This window comes from Rhodococcus sp. BE178, assembly GCF_050433545.1.
GTDB lineage: Bacteria > Actinomycetota > Actinomycetes > Mycobacteriales > Mycobacteriaceae > Prescottella.
On record NZ_JBNPXA010000003.1, the window covers coordinates 356,838 to 376,315 of the forward strand.

The 19,478-nt window shown below is 69.8% G+C and carries 13 protein-coding genes; 6 read left to right on the forward strand and 7 right to left on the reverse strand.

Annotation, left to right across the window (positions count from 1 at the left end):
- Positions 1 to 4 precede the first annotated feature (4 nt).
- Together J2X34_RS08665 and J2X34_RS08670 are read left to right on the forward strand one after the other, a co-directional pair.
- Positions 5 to 916, forward strand: a complete 912-nt coding sequence (locus tag J2X34_RS08665) for a hypothetical protein (protein ID WP_429516619.1) — start codon at positions 5 to 7, stop codon at positions 914 to 916.
- Positions 916 to 3,174, forward strand: coding sequence for a heavy metal translocating P-type ATPase (locus J2X34_RS08670; RefSeq protein WP_114718246.1), 2,259 nt, complete (start codon positions 916 to 918; stop codon positions 3,172 to 3,174). Before J2X34_RS08665 ends, J2X34_RS08670 begins: the two co-directional genes overlap by 1 nt.
- A gap of 69 nt (positions 3,175 to 3,243) precedes the next feature.
- On the opposite strand, the gene J2X34_RS08675 is transcribed toward J2X34_RS08670, so the two are convergent.
- The 5 genes from J2X34_RS08675 to J2X34_RS08695 all read right to left on the reverse strand — a co-directional run bounded on the left by J2X34_RS08675 (position 3,244) and on the right by J2X34_RS08695 (position 8,991).
- A complete protein-coding gene (locus J2X34_RS08675) occupies positions 3,244 to 4,836 on the reverse strand; it encodes an ABC transporter substrate-binding protein (RefSeq protein ID WP_429516621.1) in 1,593 nt (530 codons plus the stop codon).
- A 181-nt stretch (positions 4,837 to 5,017) separates the two neighbouring features.
- The gene (gene lppU, locus J2X34_RS08680; protein WP_254622836.1) at positions 5,018 to 5,638 is read right to left on the reverse strand and encodes an LppU family putative lipoprotein; all 621 of its coding nucleotides are present in this window, start codon (positions 5,636 to 5,638) and stop codon (positions 5,018 to 5,020) included.
- A 165-nt stretch (positions 5,639 to 5,803) separates the two neighbouring features.
- Positions 5,804 to 6,697 carry a 16S rRNA (adenine(1518)-N(6)/adenine(1519)-N(6))-dimethyltransferase RsmA gene (gene rsmA / locus J2X34_RS08685; RefSeq protein WP_114718244.1) on the reverse strand — a complete coding sequence of 298 codons (894 nt, stop codon included), beginning with the start codon at positions 6,695 to 6,697 and terminating at the stop codon, positions 5,804 to 5,806.
- Between the two features lie 29 nt (positions 6,698 to 6,726).
- A complete protein-coding gene (locus J2X34_RS08690) occupies positions 6,727 to 7,854 on the reverse strand; it encodes a resuscitation-promoting factor (protein ID WP_114718243.1) in 1,128 nt (375 codons plus the stop codon).
- 9 nt (positions 7,855 to 7,863) lie between these two features.
- Entirely contained in the window at positions 7,864 to 8,991 is a 1,128-nt protein-coding gene (locus tag J2X34_RS08695; protein WP_114718542.1) for a resuscitation-promoting factor, read from the reverse strand.
- A 201-nt stretch (positions 8,992 to 9,192) separates the two neighbouring features.
- Here J2X34_RS08695 and J2X34_RS08700 point away from each other — a divergent pair, with 201 nt between their 5' ends.
- The gene (locus tag J2X34_RS08700; protein ID WP_429516625.1) at positions 9,193 to 10,197 is read left to right on the forward strand and encodes a pirin family protein; all 1,005 of its coding nucleotides are present in this window, start codon (positions 9,193 to 9,195) and stop codon (positions 10,195 to 10,197) included.
- Between the two features lie 70 nt (positions 10,198 to 10,267).
- Here J2X34_RS08700 and J2X34_RS08705 read toward each other — a convergent pair whose 3' ends face one another.
- Complete coding sequence (locus J2X34_RS08705; RefSeq protein ID WP_429516627.1) at positions 10,268 to 11,107, reverse strand: TatD family hydrolase; 840 nt, start codon at positions 11,105 to 11,107, stop codon at positions 10,268 to 10,270.
- Positions 11,108 to 11,127: 20 nt separating this feature from the next.
- On the opposite strand from J2X34_RS08705, the gene metG reads away from it, so the two are divergent.
- From metG to J2X34_RS08720, 3 genes are all read left to right on the forward strand, one after another.
- Positions 11,128 to 12,723, forward strand: coding sequence for a methionine--tRNA ligase (gene metG / locus J2X34_RS08710; RefSeq protein WP_429516629.1), 1,596 nt, complete (start codon positions 11,128 to 11,130; stop codon positions 12,721 to 12,723).
- A 43-nt stretch (positions 12,724 to 12,766) separates the two neighbouring features.
- Positions 12,767 to 14,002: a DUF2786 domain-containing protein gene (locus tag J2X34_RS08715; protein WP_174908824.1), complete on the forward strand. Its 1,236-nt coding sequence runs from the start codon at positions 12,767 to 12,769 to the stop codon at positions 14,000 to 14,002.
- A gap of 88 nt (positions 14,003 to 14,090) precedes the next feature.
- Complete coding sequence (locus J2X34_RS08720) at positions 14,091 to 15,386, forward strand: aminodeoxychorismate synthase component I (RefSeq protein WP_114718238.1); 1,296 nt, start codon at positions 14,091 to 14,093, stop codon at positions 15,384 to 15,386.
- Here the strand turns inward: J2X34_RS08720 and J2X34_RS08725 are convergent.
- On the reverse strand, positions 15,307 to 19,362 hold the full coding sequence (locus J2X34_RS08725; protein WP_429516631.1) for an NACHT and WD repeat domain-containing protein: 4,056 nt from the start codon (positions 19,360 to 19,362) through the stop codon (positions 15,307 to 15,309). The two genes, J2X34_RS08720 and J2X34_RS08725, sit on opposite strands and share 80 nt — an antisense overlap.
- Positions 19,363 to 19,478 lie beyond the last annotated feature (116 nt).

Sequence of the window (19,478 nt, forward strand, 5' to 3'; positions counted from 1 at the left end):
TCCGATGCGCACGTCCACCACGCTCATCACCTACGCCGGGGGTCTCGCGGTCGTCTTCGCTGCGGCCCTCGGCGTGGGGACCGTCACGGGAAGCCCGATCGACATGACGAGCACACACACCGGCGGCCACGCGGCCGCCGACACCGAATCGGCGCCGAGCCTCCCCGCGGGGTTGCAGGTCTCGCAGGACGGCTACACCCTCGGCGAGATCGCCTCTCCCACCCGCGCCGGTGAAGCCGGCGCGCTCAGCTTCCGTATCGAGGACGCCGACGGCGCCCCGGTCACCGAGTACGACGACCTGCACGAGAAGCAGCTCCACCTGATCGTCGTCCGCTCGGACACCAGCGAGTTCCGGCACGTCCATCCCACGCTCGGCGCCGACGGCACATGGTCGACGGACTGGACGTGGCCGACCGGAGGCACGTATCGCGTGTTCACCGACTTCCAGGCGAGCGGCGCCCCCGCACAGTTGACACTGGGGCGGGACGTCGACGTCGCCGGCGAACTGCAGCCGGCGCCGCTGCCGACCGCGTCGCGCGCCGCGACCGTCGACGGCTACACGGTGACCCTGGACGGCGACCTCACCACCGCGGGCGGCCCGCTGACGCTGACCGTCACGCAAGACGGCGTCCCCGTCACCGACCTCGATCCGTACCTCGGCGCCTACGGCCACCTGGTCGCGCTGCGCACCGGCGACCTCGCCTATCTGCACGTGCATCCCGAGGGCGAACCCGGCGACGGCGTCACCGCGTCCGGCCCGGACGTGACATTCCACGCGCAAGCCCCGAGCAGCGGCACCTACCGGTTGTTCCTCGACTTCCAGCACGAGGGCACCGTCCACACCGCCGAGTTCACCGTGCCGGTAGGCGCCAGCGAGCCCGCACCCACAACCGACGGCCACGAAGGAGGGCACTGATGACTACGGCAGATCTCGCAACCGGCCGTGACGGCACCGTCGAACTCGCTATCGGCGGCATGACATGTGCGTCGTGCGCCGCGCGAATCGAGAAGCGCCTCAACAAGATCGAGGGCGTCACCGCAACCGTCAACTACGCCACCGAGAAGGCCAAGGTGACCTTCGACGGCTCGGTCAGCACCGACGATCTGGTCGGCGCGGTCGAGAAGGCGGGCTACACCGCGACGCTACCGACTCCCCCGACCTCCGACGGATCCGGGCCGGCGGAGGATCCGCGGGACCGCGAACTGGATTCGCTGCGCACCCGACTGATCGTCTCGGCCGTGCTGTCGGTCCCCGTGATCGCGATGGCGATGATCCCGGCCCTGCAGTTCACCAACTGGCAATGGCTCTCGCTGACCCTGGCCGCGCCGGTGATCGTGTGGGCGGGACTGCCGTTCCACCGCGCCGCCTGGACCAACCTTCGCCACGGCGCCGCGACGATGGACACGCTGATCTCGCTCGGCACCGCGGCGGCCTTCCTCTGGTCGCTGTACGCACTGTTCTTCGGCACCGCCGGCACCCCCGGCATGACGCACGCCTTCGAGCTGACCATAGGCCGGATGGACGGCGCCGCGAACATCTATCTCGAGGTCGCGGCCGGTGTCATCACGTTCGTCCTCGCCGGACGGTACTTCGAAGCCAAGTCCAAGCGAACCGCCGGAGCCGCGCTGCGTGCCCTGCTCGAGCTGGGTGCGAAGGAGGTCTCGGTACTGCGCGACGGTGTCGAATCCCGCATCCCCGCTGAACAATTGCGTGTCGACGACCTGTTCGTCGTCCGCCCGGGAGAGAAGGTCGCGACCGACGGCGTCGTCGTGGAGGGCAGCTCCGCGGTCGACATGAGCATGCTCACCGGCGAATCGGTACCCGTGGAGGTGGGGGCGGGCGACGACGTCGTCGGCGCCACCGTCAACGCCGGCGGACGCCTCGTGGTGCGCGCCCGCCGCGTCGGCAGTGACACCCAGCTCGCGCAGATGGCCGCCCTCGTCGAGGACGCGCAGAACGGCAAGGCCGACGTCCAGCGGCTCGCCGACCGCATCGCCGGCGTGTTCGTCCCGATCGCGATCGCGATTTCCGTTGCCGCCCTGGGCTACTGGATCGGTACCGGCAACCCGCTGCAGGTGGCGTTCACCGCGGCCGTCGCGGTGCTCATCATCGCGTGCCCGTGCGCCCTGGGCCTGGCGACGCCGACGGCACTGCTGGTCGGCACCGGCCGCGGAGCCCAACTGGGCGTGCTGATCAAGGGACCCGAGGTCCTCGAGACCACCCGCGGTGTCGACACGATCGTGCTCGACAAGACCGGCACCGTCACCACCGGCAAGATGACCCTCGTCGACGTGGTGACCGCCGACGGCGTCGACCGCGACGAGGCCCTGCGTCTGGTGGGTGCGCTCGAGAACGCGTCCGAGCACCCGATCGCACAGGCGGTCGCCGCCGGTGCCGCCGATGCGGTCGGAACCCTGCCCGGCGTAGAGAATTTCGTCAACGTCGAAGGCAAGGGCGTGCAGGGCGTCGTCGACGGTCACGCCGTGGTCGCCGGACGCGAGAGCCTGCTCGCCGACTGGTCGCTGCACCTGTCGGAGGATCTCGCAGAAGCGAAGCAGAGTGCGGAGAAACTGGGAAAGACCGCGATCGCGGCCGGCTGGGACGGACAGGCTCGCGCCGTGTTCGTGGTCGCCGACGCGGTCAAGGACACCAGCGCCGACGCGATCCGGCGGTTCAAGGAGTTGGGGCTGACCCCGGTCCTGCTCACCGGCGACAACGAGACGGTGGCCCGCACGGTCGCCGCACAGGTCGGCATCGACACCGTCATCGCCGAGGTACTGCCCGGCGACAAGGTGGACGCCATCAAGGACCTACAGGCGCGCGGCAAGGTGGTCGCGATGGTCGGCGACGGCGTCAACGACGCCGCAGCACTCGCCCAGGCCGACCTGGGTCTGGCAATGGGCACCGGCACCGACGTCGCGATCGAGGCCAGCGACATCACCCTCGTGCGCGGCGACCTGCGATCGGCCGCCGACGCGATCGAGTTGTCCCGCAGGACCCTCGGCACCATCAAGGGAAACCTGTTCTGGGCCTTCGCCTACAACGCGGCGGCGATCCCGCTGGCCGCGGCAGGCCTGCTGAACCCGATGCTCGCCGGTGCCGCGATGGCGTTCTCGAGCGTGTTCGTGGTCAGCAACAGCCTGCGGCTGCGACGGTTCCGTCCGTCGAGCTGAACGCACCCCGCCCACGACAGGGGCCCGGCGCCGTCATCGAGACGCGCCGGGCCCCTCGGCCGTCGGAGGTCAGCCTCGCCAGGCCTTGTCGAGCAGCATGATGCCGGTGGCGGTCGGGACCACCCCGTGCACGTCCTTCTGCCAGGACACGTAGATCATGACCGAACTGGTCGGCACGCTCGGCATCGTCTCGTTCCACTCCGTCTGGATCTCGCCCAGCACGCCCCGGATCTCATCGTCGCCTTCCGCGGCCTGCAGCTTGTCGAGCAGCGCATCCATGACCGGGTTCGAGTAGCCGGAGAAGTTCGACGTGGAACTGCCGTCCAACGTCGTCTGCAGGCCCAGGAACGGAATCGACTCGTAAAGACCGATTCCCGCGTGTGCCATGTCGTAGTCGTGCTGGACGTACACCTGCTTGACGATGTCGCCCGCGTTGTTCGCGTTGATGATGTTCACGGTGAAGCCCACCGCCTGCAGCAGCGACTGCACCGCGAGGCCGATCGCCTGCTCGTTCGGCACCTGCAGCACGACGTAATCGAGGCGGCCGTCGTAGCCGTCAGCCTTCGCCTCGTCGAGCAGCTTGCGTGCAGCATCCGGGTCGTACGGCAGGGCATCCACGTCGGTGGCCCACCGCGAACGCTCGTCGAACAACGCCTTGCCCGGCAGACCCAGACCGTCGTCGCCGCGCTGGCCGACGAGCTCCGGATCGATCGCGAGCGCGATCGCCTTGCGCACCCGGACATCCGCGCCGGGGCGGCCCTCGCGGTTGTTCACGAGTTCGGCGCCGCCGCTGTCGAGGATGCTGAAGTAGCCGGGGTAACCGGCGTCGATCGCGTCGTAGATGGCCGACGGGTTACCGCGCAGGAAGCCGATGTCGATGCCGTTCGTCTTCATCGACTCGAGGTTCTCGCGCGAACCGCTGAGCGCGACGAACTTCAGCTTCTCGGCGCTCGGCTTGCCGTTCCAGTAATCGGCGCGCGCGGTGAGCACCCGCTCCTCGTTGGGGGTGTAGCGCTCGAGCACGAACGGGCCGGCACCGATCGGCTTGAAGGCCTCGCCCTCACCGGCGCCGGGGGCGACGATCATGCCGTGCCCCAGCGCGAGCATCGACGGGAAGGTCGGCCACGCGGTGCGGAGGCGGAACTCGACAGTCTGCGGATCCACCGCCGTCGTCGATTCGACAGCCTCGAGCCACACGGCGGCACCGTTGCCGCGGCCGTTGTTGTATCGGTCGATGCTGGCCACCACCGCGTTCGCGTCGAGTGGCGTGCCATCGCTGAACGTCACGCCCGGACGCAACTTCAGCGTCCACACCGTGCCGGCGTCGTTCGCCGTCAACGACTGCGCCAGCCGCGGCTCATACTCGTTGCTGTCTCCGTCGTAGCGCAGCAGCACGTCGTAAACCGCCGCCAGTTCGTCGCCGCCGCTTCCGCCACGGGCCGCGGTCTTCGTCGGGTCCAGGACCGCCGCGAGCGCCTGCACGCTGAACGTCAGCTGCGCCACCGACCCCGTGGTGTCCGAGGCCTGCTCCCCGACCATGCCCACCGCGGGTGGGGTTCGGGTGTCGCCGCTGCTCTCCGCACTCGCACAGCCCGCGAGAGCGAGCGCACCCACAATCAACACCGCTGTCAGGCTCTTGCCGAACCTCGTCCTGCTACCCACGCACCCTCCAGTCACCCAGGTGTGACGCCCGCCACACATTGGCGCAGACGTTAACCGGTGACGGAACGCACGGAATGCCCGTTCCCATTGAGTGAGAATTTGCCTCGAGCAGGAACTTCGACCGTGTCAGCGACGCCGGCCGGATTCCCGACAGACCCGGCCGGCCGTCACGGAACCCGCCCTACGGGCGCACCGTCTCCGTGCACACCGTGAACAGTCGCTCGTCGTGGACGAAGCCGCCCTCCGAGCACTGGTCGACATCCGTCGCGCCCTCGATGATCTCCACCGCACGCTCGACGCTCACGGCCGTCGAGTCGTCGCAGTCGACACGCTGCGGTTCGTCCTCGCCGTCCGGCAGACTCATGCATCCGCCGATCACCCAGTCGATGTCGAGGCACAGCGCCCCACGCTCGCTGCCCCACTTGGTCTCGTAGTACACCTGGTCGACGTCCGACGCGCACTGCGCGTTCTTCGCCGCCTTGGCGACCACCCGGTAGTTGGATTGCTCGCTGCCGCAGACTGCTTCGTCGATGGTCGCGTCGTCCGTGGTCCCCCCCAGCCGCACGCAGTCGCCGATCTCGACGTCGATGTCGACCGACCCACCGCGGTCGCTACCCTGCTGACCAGCCACCGATGTCGGGGCCGAGACCGAGGTCGAAGCCACCGTCGAGGACGTGGCGTCGGCAGCGGCAGCGCTGCCCTCGACCGAGGATCCACATCCAGCCACCGTCAACGCCGCAAGCGCGACCACGACAGCACCGGACCGCCGCACTACCGCCCGAATTCCCTTGTTCACAACCACATTCCTCGAAGCAATCGATCGTCCGGGAGCGATCTCCCGGTGGCCCGACGGGCCGGACCACCGTTGCATTCTGTCCCACTGGACTGGACGCCGCGAAAACAGACCGACCGATCGCCCGAAACGGTGCCGCCAATCACGCTCCGGAGCAGACCGGACGTGGGCTGGTCAGGGCTGCACGGATGCCAACCGCACGAACGCGGCAGCGTCGAGCTTCTCACCGCGCGTGGAGGGCTCGATGCCGGCGGTGACGAGGCGTCGCTCGGCCTCGGCGGGCGATCCGGCCCAGCCGGCCAGCGCCGCGCGGAGCGTCTTGCGGCGCTGCGCGAATGCCGCATCGATGACCGCGAAGACCTTGCGGCGGTGGTCGGCGTCGATCGGCCACGGCGCGTTCTCGTAGCGGTCCACCCGCACCAGACCGGACTCGACCTGCGGCACCGGCCAGAACACCGCGCGACCGACGTGTCCGGCGCGCCGGACGGTACCGAAGAAGTTGGCCTTCACACTCGGCACGCCGTACACCTTGTTGCCCGGAACCGCCGCGAGACGGTCCGCGACCTCGGACTGCACCATCACCAACGCGGTACGCAGGCTCGGAAACTCCGCGAACAGGTGCAGCAGCACTGGAACGGCGACGTTGTAGGGCAGATTCGCGACCAGCGCGGTGGGCTCGCCCGGCACCTCGTCGGGCATCACGCGCATCGCGTCGGCGCCGACGACCGACAGCCGGTCCGCCAACTCGGGCGCGCGGTCCGCGACCGTCGCGGGCAGCCGCGCCGCCAGCTTGGGGTCGATCTCGACGGCGATCACCTTGTCGACCACGTCGAGCAGCGCCAGCGTCAGCGATCCCAGACCCGGACCGACCTCGAGCACGGTGTCCTGCGGGCCGACGCCGGCGGTCGTGACAATGCGACGCACCGTGTTGGCGTCGTGCACGAAGTTCTGACCGAGCTGCTTGGTGGGGCGCACCCCGAACTCTTCGGCGAGGGCGCGGACCTCGGCGGGGCCCAGGAGGGCAGCCTGGCCTCGTGGGCGAATGGGGGGCGGCACGGCGTCTGACACCTGAAGAACCTAACGCACGCGGGTCGCGATCAACGCAGGCCCAGCTTGCTGGTACACGACGGCCACGCACCCCAGCCCTGCGTCGCCTGTGTGCGGCTGGCGATCGCGATCTGTTCCTCGCGGGTCGCGAGGTCGGCGCGCGGCGCGTACTTGAGGCCGCCCTGCCGCTCCCACGTGTTCTGGTCGAACTGGACGCCACCGTAGAAGCCGTTACCAGTGTTGATGGCCCAGTTGCCCGTGGCCTCGCACTGTGCGAGCGCGTCCCACGTCGCGCCGTTCTCCACCGGCGGCACCTCGGTGCCCGGCTTGGCGCCCACCCGCACCACCTTGGGCTGGGCCGGCACCGTCACCGTCGCGGACACGCGCTCGCGACCCGTCTCGTTGCCGTTGACCAAGTTGACCGTGTACGTGACGTCCTGCACCCCGGCGACACCCGGGTTCTCCACGACCGTGCGGCTCATGTTCATCGTCGGGTCCTCGATGCGCTGCTCCGGCGGCGCGACCGGCTCGGTGACCACGCGTTCCTCGACACGACCCCGGGTGACCGTGATCTCCATGCCCTCGGCCAGCGCGGCGTCCGCCGCGGGCTCGACGGTGTCGGCCTGCTCGAGCGGGGTTCCGTTCGCGGCGAGGAACTCCCCCACCGTCGGCGCCGCCAGGCGGACCTCGGCGGGCGCGGACGCGCCGTCGACCAGGCGCACGGTCCGCGGATTCAGCACATCGATGTCGGCGCCGTCGAGCGGCAGACGCTGCGCGCGGGACGCCGAGACGTGCACGTCACCCGCGAGCCGGAACTGGTTGAGCGCCTCGTCCACCGTCAGCGCGGTGGTCCAGACGGTACGGGGCTCGCCGTCGACGGTCAGCATCACCTCGCGGCCGCGGCGCAACACCACGGTGTCGCCGTCGTGCAGACCCGATTCCGCCGCGGGGGCGACCACATCGTGCTCGCCCAGCGAGTAGCCGGCGGCCGCAAGCGCACCGTTGACATCGGACGACATCGTGCCCACGCTGACCAGTTCACCGTCGACGTCGACGGTGACCGTCTTGTGCTGCGCGATGGCGATCCCGCCACCGGCCGTGAGGGTCACGAGGGTCGCTGCCACCACGCCGTACAGCATGGGTGAGCGACTCGAGTTGATCTTCGACAGCGGTGACATCGGGATTCCTTACCGGAGACCTAGTTTGCTGGTGCACGACGGCCAGGCACCCCAGCCCTGCGCGGCCTGAACCTTCTCGGCGACCGCGATCTGCTGTTCGCGTGTCGCGCGGTCGGCCGTCGGCGCATACTGCGTGCCGCCGTACGCCGCCCACGTGCTCTGACTGAACTGGAGGCCGCCGTAGTAGCCGTTGCCGGTGTTGATCGCCCAGTTGCCCGTGGCCTCGCACTGTGCGATCGCGTCCCACGTGGATCCGTTGCTGACGGCCGGGACGGTGGGCACGGGCTTGGTGCCCACTCGGAGAACCGTCGGGGCGGGCTCGCGGACGACGGCGGACGACAACTCCTGGCGGCCGGTTTCGACCCCGTTGACGGTCTGGACGGTCACGGTCACAGTGCGCTCGCCCGGCACACCGTGGTTGTCCACCGCGGTCTTGCCCTCGGTGAGCTGTGGATCGTCGACCCGGCGCTCCGGCGCGGCGATGGGCTGCGTCTCGGTGCGGGTCTCGGTGCGACTGCGGGTGACAACGATCTCGAGCCCGTCGGCGAGCGGGGTCTCGGGTGCCGGAACGACACTGTCGGCCTGCTCGAGCGTCGCATTGGTGGCGGCCAGGAACTCACCCACCGTGGGCGCCGCGACGCGGACCTCGGCCGGCGGCGCACCACCGTCGGAGATCTTCACGGTCTTGGCGTTGACCACGTCGAGCTCGACACCCTCGAGCGGAATCCGCTGACCGCGCGACGCCGACACGTACGCGTCCCCGGCGAGCGCGAGCTGACGCATCGCGTCGTCGACGGTCAGCGCCGTCGACCACACCGTGCGGCGCTCACCGTCGACCGTCAACACGATCTCGCGGGCGCGGCGCAGGACGACGGTGTCGCCGTCGGACAGCTTGGCGTCCGGGCCCGGCGCGACGACGTCGTGCTCACCGAGCGGGTAACCCGCACTGTCCAGAACCGACCCGACCTCGGAGCGCAGCGTGCTGAGCGCGATCGTCTCGCCGTCGACGTCCAGCGTGACCTTCTTGTGCTGCGTGACGACCAGTCCGCCACCTACGAGCAGGGTCGCGAAGAGAGCGGCGACCACGACGTAGAGAAGAGGCGACTTGGCGGTGTTGATCCGAGCAAAAGGCGACACGAGGAGTCCCAAGGCTGACGACAGGTTCGATCACAGCACGGTAACGGCGAGGCTGTGATCTGGCAACTACAACGTGTCGATCAGCACATACGCTGCGACAATCATCTCGGAATCGCCGCTGGTCGATCACGAATCGGTCACGGGCCCAGAGGAAAAGAATGTCCGCCCGGGCGTGTTGCCGCCGCATGGGAGGGTGGTTCCATGAGCAATGTCGAAACCCAGCCCGTCGAGATCGAGTGCGAGCACGGCCCCGATGCACCGGGGTCCGCGGGCCGTCCTCTGCTCGAGGTCATCTCCTTCCGCGAGGTGCCGCTGGGCGGGCCGCGCGCGATGCCGGTGCGCCGCACCCTGCCGCAGCGTGCGCGGTCGCTGATCGGCGCCTGGTGCTTCGCCGACCACTACGGCCCCGACGACGTCGCGCTCACCGGCGGTATGGACGTCGCGCCGCACCCGCACGCCGGGCTGCAGACCGTCAGCTGGCTGTTCACCGGCGAGATCGAGCATCGCGACAGCAAGGGCGTGCACGCGATGGTCCGCCCCGGCGAGGTCAACCTGATGACCGGCGGCCACGGCATCTGTCACTCGGAGGTCTCCACCCCGGAGACGACGATCCTGCACGGCGTCCAGCTGTGGGTGGCCCTGCCCGACGCGGCCCGCGACGCGCCCCGCAACTTCGAGCACTACGTACCGCCGGTCGTGTCCGTCGACGGCGGGTCGGCTCGGGTCTTCCTCGGCTCGGTGGCCGGTTCGTCGTCACCGGTGCACACCTTCACTCCGCTGCTCGGCGCGGAACTGACGCTCGAACCGCGGGCCTCGGTCCGGCTGGACGTGGATCCGACGTTCGAGCACGGAGTCCTGGTCGACACCGGATCGGTGCGGCTCGAGGACATCGACGGCGTCGATCTTGCCCGCGCCGACCTCGGCTACGCCGGCATCGGGGCGTCACAGCTGACCCTGACGAACCTCACCGACGAACCAGCCCGCGTCGTGCTGCTCGGCGGCGAGCCGTTCGGCGAGGAGATCGTGATGTGGTGGAACTTCGTCGGCCGCAGCCACGAGGAGATCGAGGCGTTCCGCGACGCGTGGCAGGCCGAGTCCGAGCGGTTCGGCGCGGTGCAGGGCTACACCGGCGACGTGGCGCGGCTGCCGGCACCGCCGCTGCCGAACGCGCGGATCAAGCCCCGGACGAATCCGCCGTCGGCCTGAGTGACCATTCCTCGGCCCGGGTGCGCGGGATCCCGCGCACCCGGGTCGGGAGTGGGCGCTGCGGCCGAGGTCAGTCGCGGGCCGGCAGGCGGTAGACGCGCTCGGCCGTCGCGGTCGACGACTTGGCCAGCTCCGCCGGATCCTCGCCGCGCAGCTCCGCGAGCGCGCGGACCGTGTACGGCAGGCAGTACGACTGATTGGGTGCACCGCGGAACGGGTGCGGCGTGAGGAACGGCGCGTCGGTCTCGACGATCAGCTGTCCGGCGGGGACGAGCGGCGCCGCCTCACGCAGCGCCTTCGCGTTCTTGAAGCTCACCGTGCCGGAGAAGCTCAGCACGTAGCCGGCGTCGACGCAGGCCCGCGCCATCGTGGCGTCGGACGAGAAACAGTGGAAGATCACCGTCTCCGGCGCACCCTCGTCGTGCAGGACGCGCAGCAGGTCGGTGTCGGCGTCCCGGTTGTGGATCATCAGCGGCTTGCCGAGCCGCTTCGCGAGGTCGATGTGCCAGCGGAAGCCGTCTTCCTGTTCCTCGACGGTGGCGCAGCCGTCGAGCTTGCCGGGCCAGTACAGGTCCAACCCGGTCTCACCGACCGCGACGACGCGCGGATCGGACGCCAGACGCCCGATCTCCGCCTTGGTGGCCTCGTCGAGGACGTTGGCACGCGTGGGGTGGATCGCGACGGCGGCGAAAACACGGTCGTCCCAGTTCGCGGCGTCGACCGCGAACTTCGCGGCGTCCAGGTCGTCGGCCACCGTGACCACCCGCTCGACACCGACCGACGCCGCGCGGTCGACGATCTCGCGCACGCTCGCGGCGTCCGTCGCGCCGCACGCATCGAGGTGGGTGTGGGCGTCGACGAGTGGAAAAAGCGGCTCGGGCAGGTCCGGGGCGGGACGATCCTTACTCACGTCGATAGAGTAGGCGCACCATGACTGTGCCTTCCTCGCCTACTCCGCCGGCCGGGCCTGCCCAGCCCTCCCGGACCCCGTTCTATCTGACGACCGCGATCGCGTACCCCAACGGCGCCCCGCACATCGGGCACGCCTACGAGTACATCTCGTCGGACGCGATCGCGCGCTTCAAGCGTCTCGACGGATTCGACGTGTTCTTCATGACCGGCACGGACGAACACGGCCTGAAGATGCAGCAGACTGCGGCCAAGGAAGGCATCGACGTCCGCGACCTCGCCGCGCGCAACTCGGATGTCTTCCAGACCATGGACAAGGTCCTGGGCATCTCGTACGACCGGTTCATCCGGACCACGGACGCCGACCACCTCGAGGCCAGCAAGGCGATCTGGGAGCGGATGAAGGCGTCCGGCGATATCTACCTCGACACGTACTCGGGCTGGTACTCGGTGCGCGACGAGGCGTTCTTCTCCGAGGACGAGACGACCCTCCAGGAGGACGGCACCCGCACCGCCACCGAGACCGGCACGCCGGTCGAGTGGACCGAGGAGTCGAACTACACGTTCCGCCTCTCGAAGTACCAGGACCGACTCCTCGCCCACTACGAGGAGAACCCCGACTTCATCGCACCGTCCACCCGCCGCAACGAGATCCTCAGCTTCGTCAAGAGCGGACTCAAGGACCTGTCCATCTCGCGCACGACGTTCGACTGGGGCGTGCCGGTGCCCGGCGACCCCGAGCACGTCATGTACGTGTGGGTGGACGCGCTCACCAACTACCTCACCGGCGCGGGATTCCCGAACACCGATTCGGACGAGTTCCGGAAGTACTGGCCGGCGAACCTGCACATCATCGGCAAGGACATCACGCGGTTCCACACCGTGTACTGGCCGGCGTTCCTGATGTCCGCAGGTGTGGAGCTGCCGCAGCGCGTCTTCGTGCACGGCTTCCTCTACAACAAGGGCGAGAAGATGTCGAAGTCTGTCGGCAACGTCGTCGACCCGCTCGCGATGGTGGAGCAGTACGGCCTCGACGCGGTCCGCTTCTTCCTGCTGCGCGAGATCTCCTACGGCCAGGACGGCAGCTACAGCCACGAGGCCATCGTGACCCGCATGAACACCGACCTCGCGAACGAGCTCGGCAACCTGGCACAGCGCTCACTGTCGATGGTCGCCAAGAACTGCGATGCCCAGGTGCCGACGCCGGGTGAACTCACCGACGACGACCGTGCGCTGCTCGCGCAGGCCGACGCGCTGCTCGCGAAGGTCCGCGCCGAGTTCGACGTGCAGGCGCTGCACCTCGGGCTCGAGGCGATCTGGCACGTGCTCGGCGAAACCAACCGGTACTTCTCGCAGCAGGAACCGTGGGTGCTGCGCAAGACCGATCCTGCTCGGATGGCCACGGTCCTGTACGTCACCCTCGAAGTGGTCCGCATCGTCGGCATCCTCGTCCAGCCGGTGATGCCGGGCTCGGCCGAGAAGATCCTCGACCTCCTGGGGCAGACGCCCGAAGCGCGCACGTTCACCGACCTCGAGACCCGCATCGTCGCAGGTACGCCGCTCCCGAAGCCGGTCGGCGTGTTCCCGCGATACGTCGAGGAGACGGTCGAGGAGTAGCGCCCACCGAAAGTTGTCGGCCCCCTGGTGCACACTGCACGCCATGGGGAGCAATAGAACATACTTTCGAACGCAGGACCGCCTGGCCGGCGACTGCATGCCTCCACGGCAGCGGTCGGCGGCCGGGCTGATCACGGCACTCGCGGACGCGTACGAGCGCGGCTGGCAGCCCGCGGACGTCATGCACGTGACGCGTCGGGCCCTCGGCTCCGGCGCCGTGCCCACGGCCGCCGCCGCCGTGCTCTACCAGGCACGCGCGACGGACGTCGACGGACGCGCGCCGCGCGAGTGGCGGGCACAGCTCGAGCAGATCGCCGACCGCGAATCCGAAGCGGGGCGATTCGCTGCCGGGCTCCCGGCCTACTGCGACCCCGACGAGTTCGCGACGGCGCTGGACGCGGTGGGCTGGCAGATCGGGGTGCGCGAGTGGGTCGCGCTCACGGTGCAGTGGCTCGAACTCCCCCGCCTGACCCGGCTGTGCGATCCGCCGTCGACGTGGCCGCGTGGCGGCACCCGACCCGAGACCACGGATGTGGTGGACGACGCACGGTGCGCGGACCCGAAGGTACTCAACAGGATCCGCGGGTTGCTGGCCAAGGCGGAGGCCACCGATTTCGTCGAGGAGGCCGAGACGTTCACCGCCAAGGCCCAGGCCCTCATGACCCGGTACGCGATCAACTCGGCCCTGCTGCAGGGAACCGGGCCGACCGACGGTGCGAATACCGCGGTCTCGAGCCGCCGCATCCACCTCGACAACCCGTATGTCCGAGAAAAGGTCCACCTCCTCACCGCGATCGGCGAGGCCAACCGGTCGCGGACGGTGTGGTTCGACAGGTTCGCGATCGCGACCGTCGTCGGCAGCCCGCTCAACCTCGAGCAGGTCGACCTGCTGTTCACGTCCCTGCTGATCCAGGCCACCCGGGCGATGCAGTCGGCGGGTGCGCGCGACGCTGACGACGCTGACAATTTCAGGGGCTCGCGCACCACGTCCTTCCGCAAGGCATTCCTGTTCGGGTTCGCGGTCCGCATCGGGCAGCGACTCAAGGAGACCGACAGCCGGGCCACCGCCGAGGCCGCGGTCGACGCCGACGTGCGCATCGACGACCTGCTGCCCGTCCTCGCCGCGCGATCGGAGGCCGTCGACGCCGAGTTCGAGCGCCTGTTCCCGAGCACCAAGGCATCGCGGAGCAGATCCGTCGATGCCGACGGCTGGTATGCCGGACAGTCCGCCGCCGACGACGCCTCGTTGTCGCCCGCAGACCGGGCGATCGCGCGATGAGGCACCGCCCACACCCCCGGTGCCGACCGGATACAGATCACCGCGGACCGATGTCGTCTGAGGCACGGCCCCATGGAAAGCTGGACCAATGCGGATCGAGCGACTCGGAAGCGGCGGCACCGCCGCCGCCGTGTTCCGCGCATTGGCTCGGCGGGCTGTCACGCGGCAGCTTCCACCGCCGGCCGGCCTGATCGGCAGCTGGTTCGACGCCGCCGCCGTGATCGCACCCAGCGTGCACGCGAGTTCGTGTCGGCCCGACGACGCATTCACGTTCCCGGCGTCCGTCTCACGTGAAACACCCGTACCCGACGGTCTGCTGATCGGCGGCGGCTGGATCGGCTACCGCGCCTACCCGGACCGATCGGGCGCGTTGCCGGCGGCCGCCGGTGGCTGGACGGATCACGTTCTGCGGCTGGACACCTCGGGATGCTGGTGGTTCGAGAGCCTCACCGACCTGTCCTGCCCCGACGACCTGACCGCGGCGGTGCGTGAGCCCGTCGCGCAACCGCAGCCGTGGCAGATCGACTGGATCGACCCGGATCGGCGCGCGCACCGCCACGGCGTCGAGGCCTGCCTCGACGCCATCGCGCGCGGTGACGTCTACCAGGCGTGCGTGTGCGCGCGATTCCACGGGACGAGTTCAGGTGCCCCCGTGGACTTCTTCGCCGACGCCGTCGACCAGACGCGACCCAGCCGGGCCGCGTTCGTCGAGGGAACGTGGGGCGCTGTCGCGTCGCTGTCACCGGAACTGTTCCTGTCCCGCCGCTCGGGCACCGTCACGTCGAGCCCCATCAAGGGCACCCTCCCGCTGAGCGAAGACCCTGCCGCGCTTCGCCGTTCGGTCAAGGATGTCGCCGAGAACGTGATGATCGTCGACCTGGTCCGCAACGACCTGGGCCGGGTGGCCGAGCCGGGCTCGGTACGGGTCACCGACCTGTTGCGGGTCAAGCCGGCGCCCGGCGTGTGGCACCTGGTCTCGACGGTGTCGGCCGCCCTGCCCGAGACGGTCGGCACCCCCGAACTGCTCGACGCGGCCTTCCCCCCGGCCTCCGTCACCGGCTGCCCCAAACACTCTGCCCGACAACTACTCCGCGGCTGGGAACCCGAACCCCGCGGCGTCTACTGCGGCACGGTCGGCATGCACAGCCCGATCGCCGGGCTCGAACTGAACGTCGCGATCCGCACCGTCGAGTTCGACGCGACCGGCGGCGTCGGACTGGGAGTGGGCGGCGGCATCACCATCGACTCCGATCCCGACGCCGAATGGCAGGAATGCCTCGACAAGGCCGCGAGCATCGTCACGCTCACGACGTCGCGCACGCACCCCGACCGGACTCCGGCATCTCGAAGTGTGCCGGCCGGTCCTGAGTCAGTTCCGAAGTAGCCGAACAGATCCGCTCGGTCACCGCGTCCGCGTCGAGTCGCCACGTGCGGAGCACACCGTCGCCTCCACCCGCGACCACGATGGACGAGTGCGGCAGGAAGTTGACCTGCCAGCGACCCGTTCCGATCGTCGTGAGCGGACCACCGACCGCCTCGCCGCCGTTGTCCCCGTCCACGCTCCACAGCCGGACCGAACCGTCGTCGCTGCCGCTGACGACGTGCGTACCGTCCGCGCTGAACGCGACGCTGTAGACCGTCCCGGTGTGCCCACTCATCGCCGTGCCGCGCGGGTTGAACCCACCCTCGGCGTTCCTGTCCCACAGCAGCAGGGTGTGGTCGTCGCTCGCGGTGACCAACGTGGAGCCGTCCGGACTGAACGAGAGCGAGTTCACGCCGCCGTCGTGACCGCCCTCGCCGACCGGACGAGACTGCGGCACCGACGGATCGGTGACATCCCACGCATGGATCTCGCCGTCGGCACTGGCCACGACGAGGACGTCACCGCTCGGACTGAACACCGCGCTGCGCACCAGGTTGTGGGGGCCCGGCAGGCTCGGCCCCCGCAGCACGGGGGCATACGGATCCTGGATGTTCCACAACGCGACCCGGAAGTCGTCGTCCCCGATCGCGAGGGTCCGGCCGTCGGGGCTGAACGCCATTTCCCACGTGAAACGGGTCGCCGTCGCGATCGGCGGGCCCATCGGCACCGGCCGCGCCGGGTTCTGCACGTCCCACAGCTGGACGCGCCCGCCCGCGGTCTGCGTGGTCGCGAGGACCCGACCGTCCGGAGAGAGCACCGCGACGTTGGCACCGCCCAACGGGCGCGGCACGTCGATCGTCCCCGCCCGCTCGATCTGACCGTGCCGGTCCACCGACCACAGCCGCACCGCCGAGTCGTATCCCGCGGTGGCGAGCAGTGATCCGTCACGATTCATCGACGGCAACGTCATCGACGAGTCCGACACCGGGACCGTGCCGCCCGGCAGCGTCCACACCCGCACCAGCGAATCCTGTCCGCCGGTGATGATCGTGCCGCCGTCCGGCGACAGCGCCAGCGCCGGGACCCCGCCGCCGTTCCCGCTCAGCGCGGGCCGCAGCTCGTGGAGAGTCCGGGTGCTCGGGTCCACCGACCACAACTTCGTCGTCCCGTCCCACGACGCGCTCGCGAGTGTTCCGCCGTCGGCCGCGAAGGCGATGGTCCAGATGCCACCGGTGTGCGCCTGGACGGGAGCGCCGACCGGACGGATCGCGGCGATGTCGGTCGCATCGAACATCCGGATCAGCCCGTCGTCACTGCTGGCCGCGAGATTTCGGCCGTCCGGGCTGAAGGCCACCGAGTGCACGACGTCGTCGAAGCCCGACAGCTCGGCCCCCAGCTGGACCGGTTTGGCGGGATCGGCGATGTCCCACACCTTGACGGTGCGGTCGTCGCTCGACGTCGCGAGCACCGCGTTGTCGCGGAACGACACCGTCCGCACGGCGCCGGAATGCCCCCGCAGGGTCCACGCCGGGAACTGTCCGGAATCCGGCGCCGACGTGTCGAAGAGGGTGACGGTGCCGTCGTCGTGCGGCGCCGCGAGGAGCCGACCGTCGGGACTGAAGCGCACGTTGTGCACGGCACCCGGCGCGGTTCGCAGTCCCGAGACCAGGGGCCGCGGCGCCGCGCGGTCGCTGACGTCCCAGATCCACATGGTGCCGTCACCGCTGCCCGCCGCGAGGAGCCGGCCGTCGCGGCTGAACGACACCGACGACATGTACTGCTCGGGCCCGGTGAGTTCGGCGCCGAGCTGCACCGGCGCAGAGCGATCGGTGAAGTCCCACAGCCGCACCGATCGATCGTCGCTCGCGGTGGCCAGTGTGCGCCCGTCGGACGAGATCGCGACTCCGTAGATCGGACCGGCGTGACCGGGCAGGGCCCGGGAGATCGGCGTGTTCTCCGTCGCGACCAGTCGGGTGAACGCGTCGGCGTTGTCGGGCCGCATCTGCCAGGCCGCGAGGGACAACTGCGCCGCGGTCGTCGGATCGGTGTCCCGCAGGGCATCCGCCAACGCCACCACCTGCTGGAACTGGGCGGTGCTGCGCTCGTTCTCGGCACGGGACTTCGCCCCGAGCGCCATCGCACCCATCACGATGGCGACGACGGTGGAGAACGCGAGCGCGGCCATCACGGTCCGCTGCATCCACGCCTGTCGACGGACCTGCCGTTCCGACGACTCGAGGAAGTCCTCGGCCGCGGGCGTCAACGACGCCGCGACCGCCGCGATCCCACCGGCTTCCGCAGCGGCGGCGCTGTCCGCCCGGTTGGCCGCGTGTTCGGCCAGCAGGTCGAGACGACCACGGTGGTAGAGCAGACTGTGATTGCGGTCGGCGTGCTCCCAGTGCACCGCATCGGTCTCGACCTGCTGCCGCAGCGCCGAGTACGACCGGTCCTCCTGGATCCAGGTCTTGAGCCGGGGCCACGTGTCGATGACCGCGTCGTGGATGAGCTCGACATCGTCGCCGTCGACCACGAGGACCCGCGCGTTGACGAAGTGGTCGATGACGCGCCGCGCGGCCCCGGTGTCGTTGCTCTCGAACGCCACGAGCTGGCTCAGGGTCCGTCGGATCTTTACGTCGGTGCCGGTACTCGTGACGTACACGAGGTGGACCATCATCGCCCGCGCCAGGACGCGGCCCTGTTCGTCGAGCTGTTCCCAGGCGCGCTCGGCGGCCGCGGCGATCGAGCCCAGCACTCCCCCGGTGGCCCGGTAGTTCGCGATCGTCAGCTGACCACCGCGCCGCCGCTCCCACATCGTGTCGAGCAGGTGCGAGACGAGTGGCAGGACGGTGCCGCTGCCCTCACCGGCGGTCAGCACCCCGAGGTCGTTGAGGATCAGGTCGACCAGTCCCGGCTCCAGTTTGAGCCCGATCATCCGCGCCGGCTGGGTGATGACCTCGACGACGTCTTCCCGCAGCAGCGGCGACACCGCCTTGCTGCGCTGTTCCAGTGCTCGTGCGAGCACCGGGTAGGCGAGCGCCTGAGCGTAGAAGTCGGAACGCATCGTCGCGACCACCGACGCGGTCTCGGACGGCTCCGCGCCGGCACGAGCAGTGGCCGCGAAGTCCAGAATCGCGAGGAACCGCGCCCGCTCGCCCGGATCCGCGCACTGCGTGAAGAGTTCCTCGATCTGGTCGACGACGAGAAGAAGCTGGTTCGCCTGCATCCGAACCGCGGCTCGCGCGAGCGCGGACTCGATGTGCTGGTGGTCCGGCTCCTCCACCCAGTCGCCGAGCTCCGGAACCGCGGTGACCAGTGCCGCGAGTGGATGGGCGCCGGGCGTGAAGACCACCGGCGCGAAGGTGGCCCTGCCGCCCTCGCGATCGTGACCCCGCAACTCCGGGATCAGGCCCGCTTGTACGAACGACGATTTGCCGACACCCGAGGCCCCGGTGACGACGACCAGTCCCTGGCCCTGTGCCGACAGCACCGCCCCGACGAGTGCACTCACGCTGTGGCGGCGACCGAAGAACAGCCGCTCGTCCTTCTCGCGGTACGGCGCCAGACCGCGGTAGGGACGCACACCGGCGGGCAGGGCGGGCGCCGACGACTCGGTGCCGGCGCCGGTCGCGCGTCCTTGCTGGACCGCGTTCGCGCTACGCCACCACGTCTCCCACTGACGCATCGAGAAGAGCCCGTCGGTCGGCGGCGGTCCCCCGTGGAGTGGTCGGGCCATCCGGATCAGCACCGCCAGCACCGGGCGCACGGATTCGAACGTGGCGGGCATTCGTTTGCCCGAACGCCAGTCGCTCACACGCTGGACGGAAGCGGGCTTGTCGCCCCCCAACGACCGCGTCAGGGTCGATGCCTCCGTGACGACCTTCTTGAGCGGGGGGCCGCCCGCGGTCGCGAACAACAAACGCAGCTGGTCGGCGAAGAACAGCCGTGCCTGCGCACCGGACCGCTCCGCGTCCGGCGTCTGTCCCGTCTCGGACGTCATCGCCCGTGCACCCTCCCTCGGTCCCCGACCGCTTCCACCAATTCGACCTGTTTGCCGCTTCCGCGGGCCTGCGGAATTCCGCTGCGGATTAATTCCTCACCACCCGCGAACTGCGA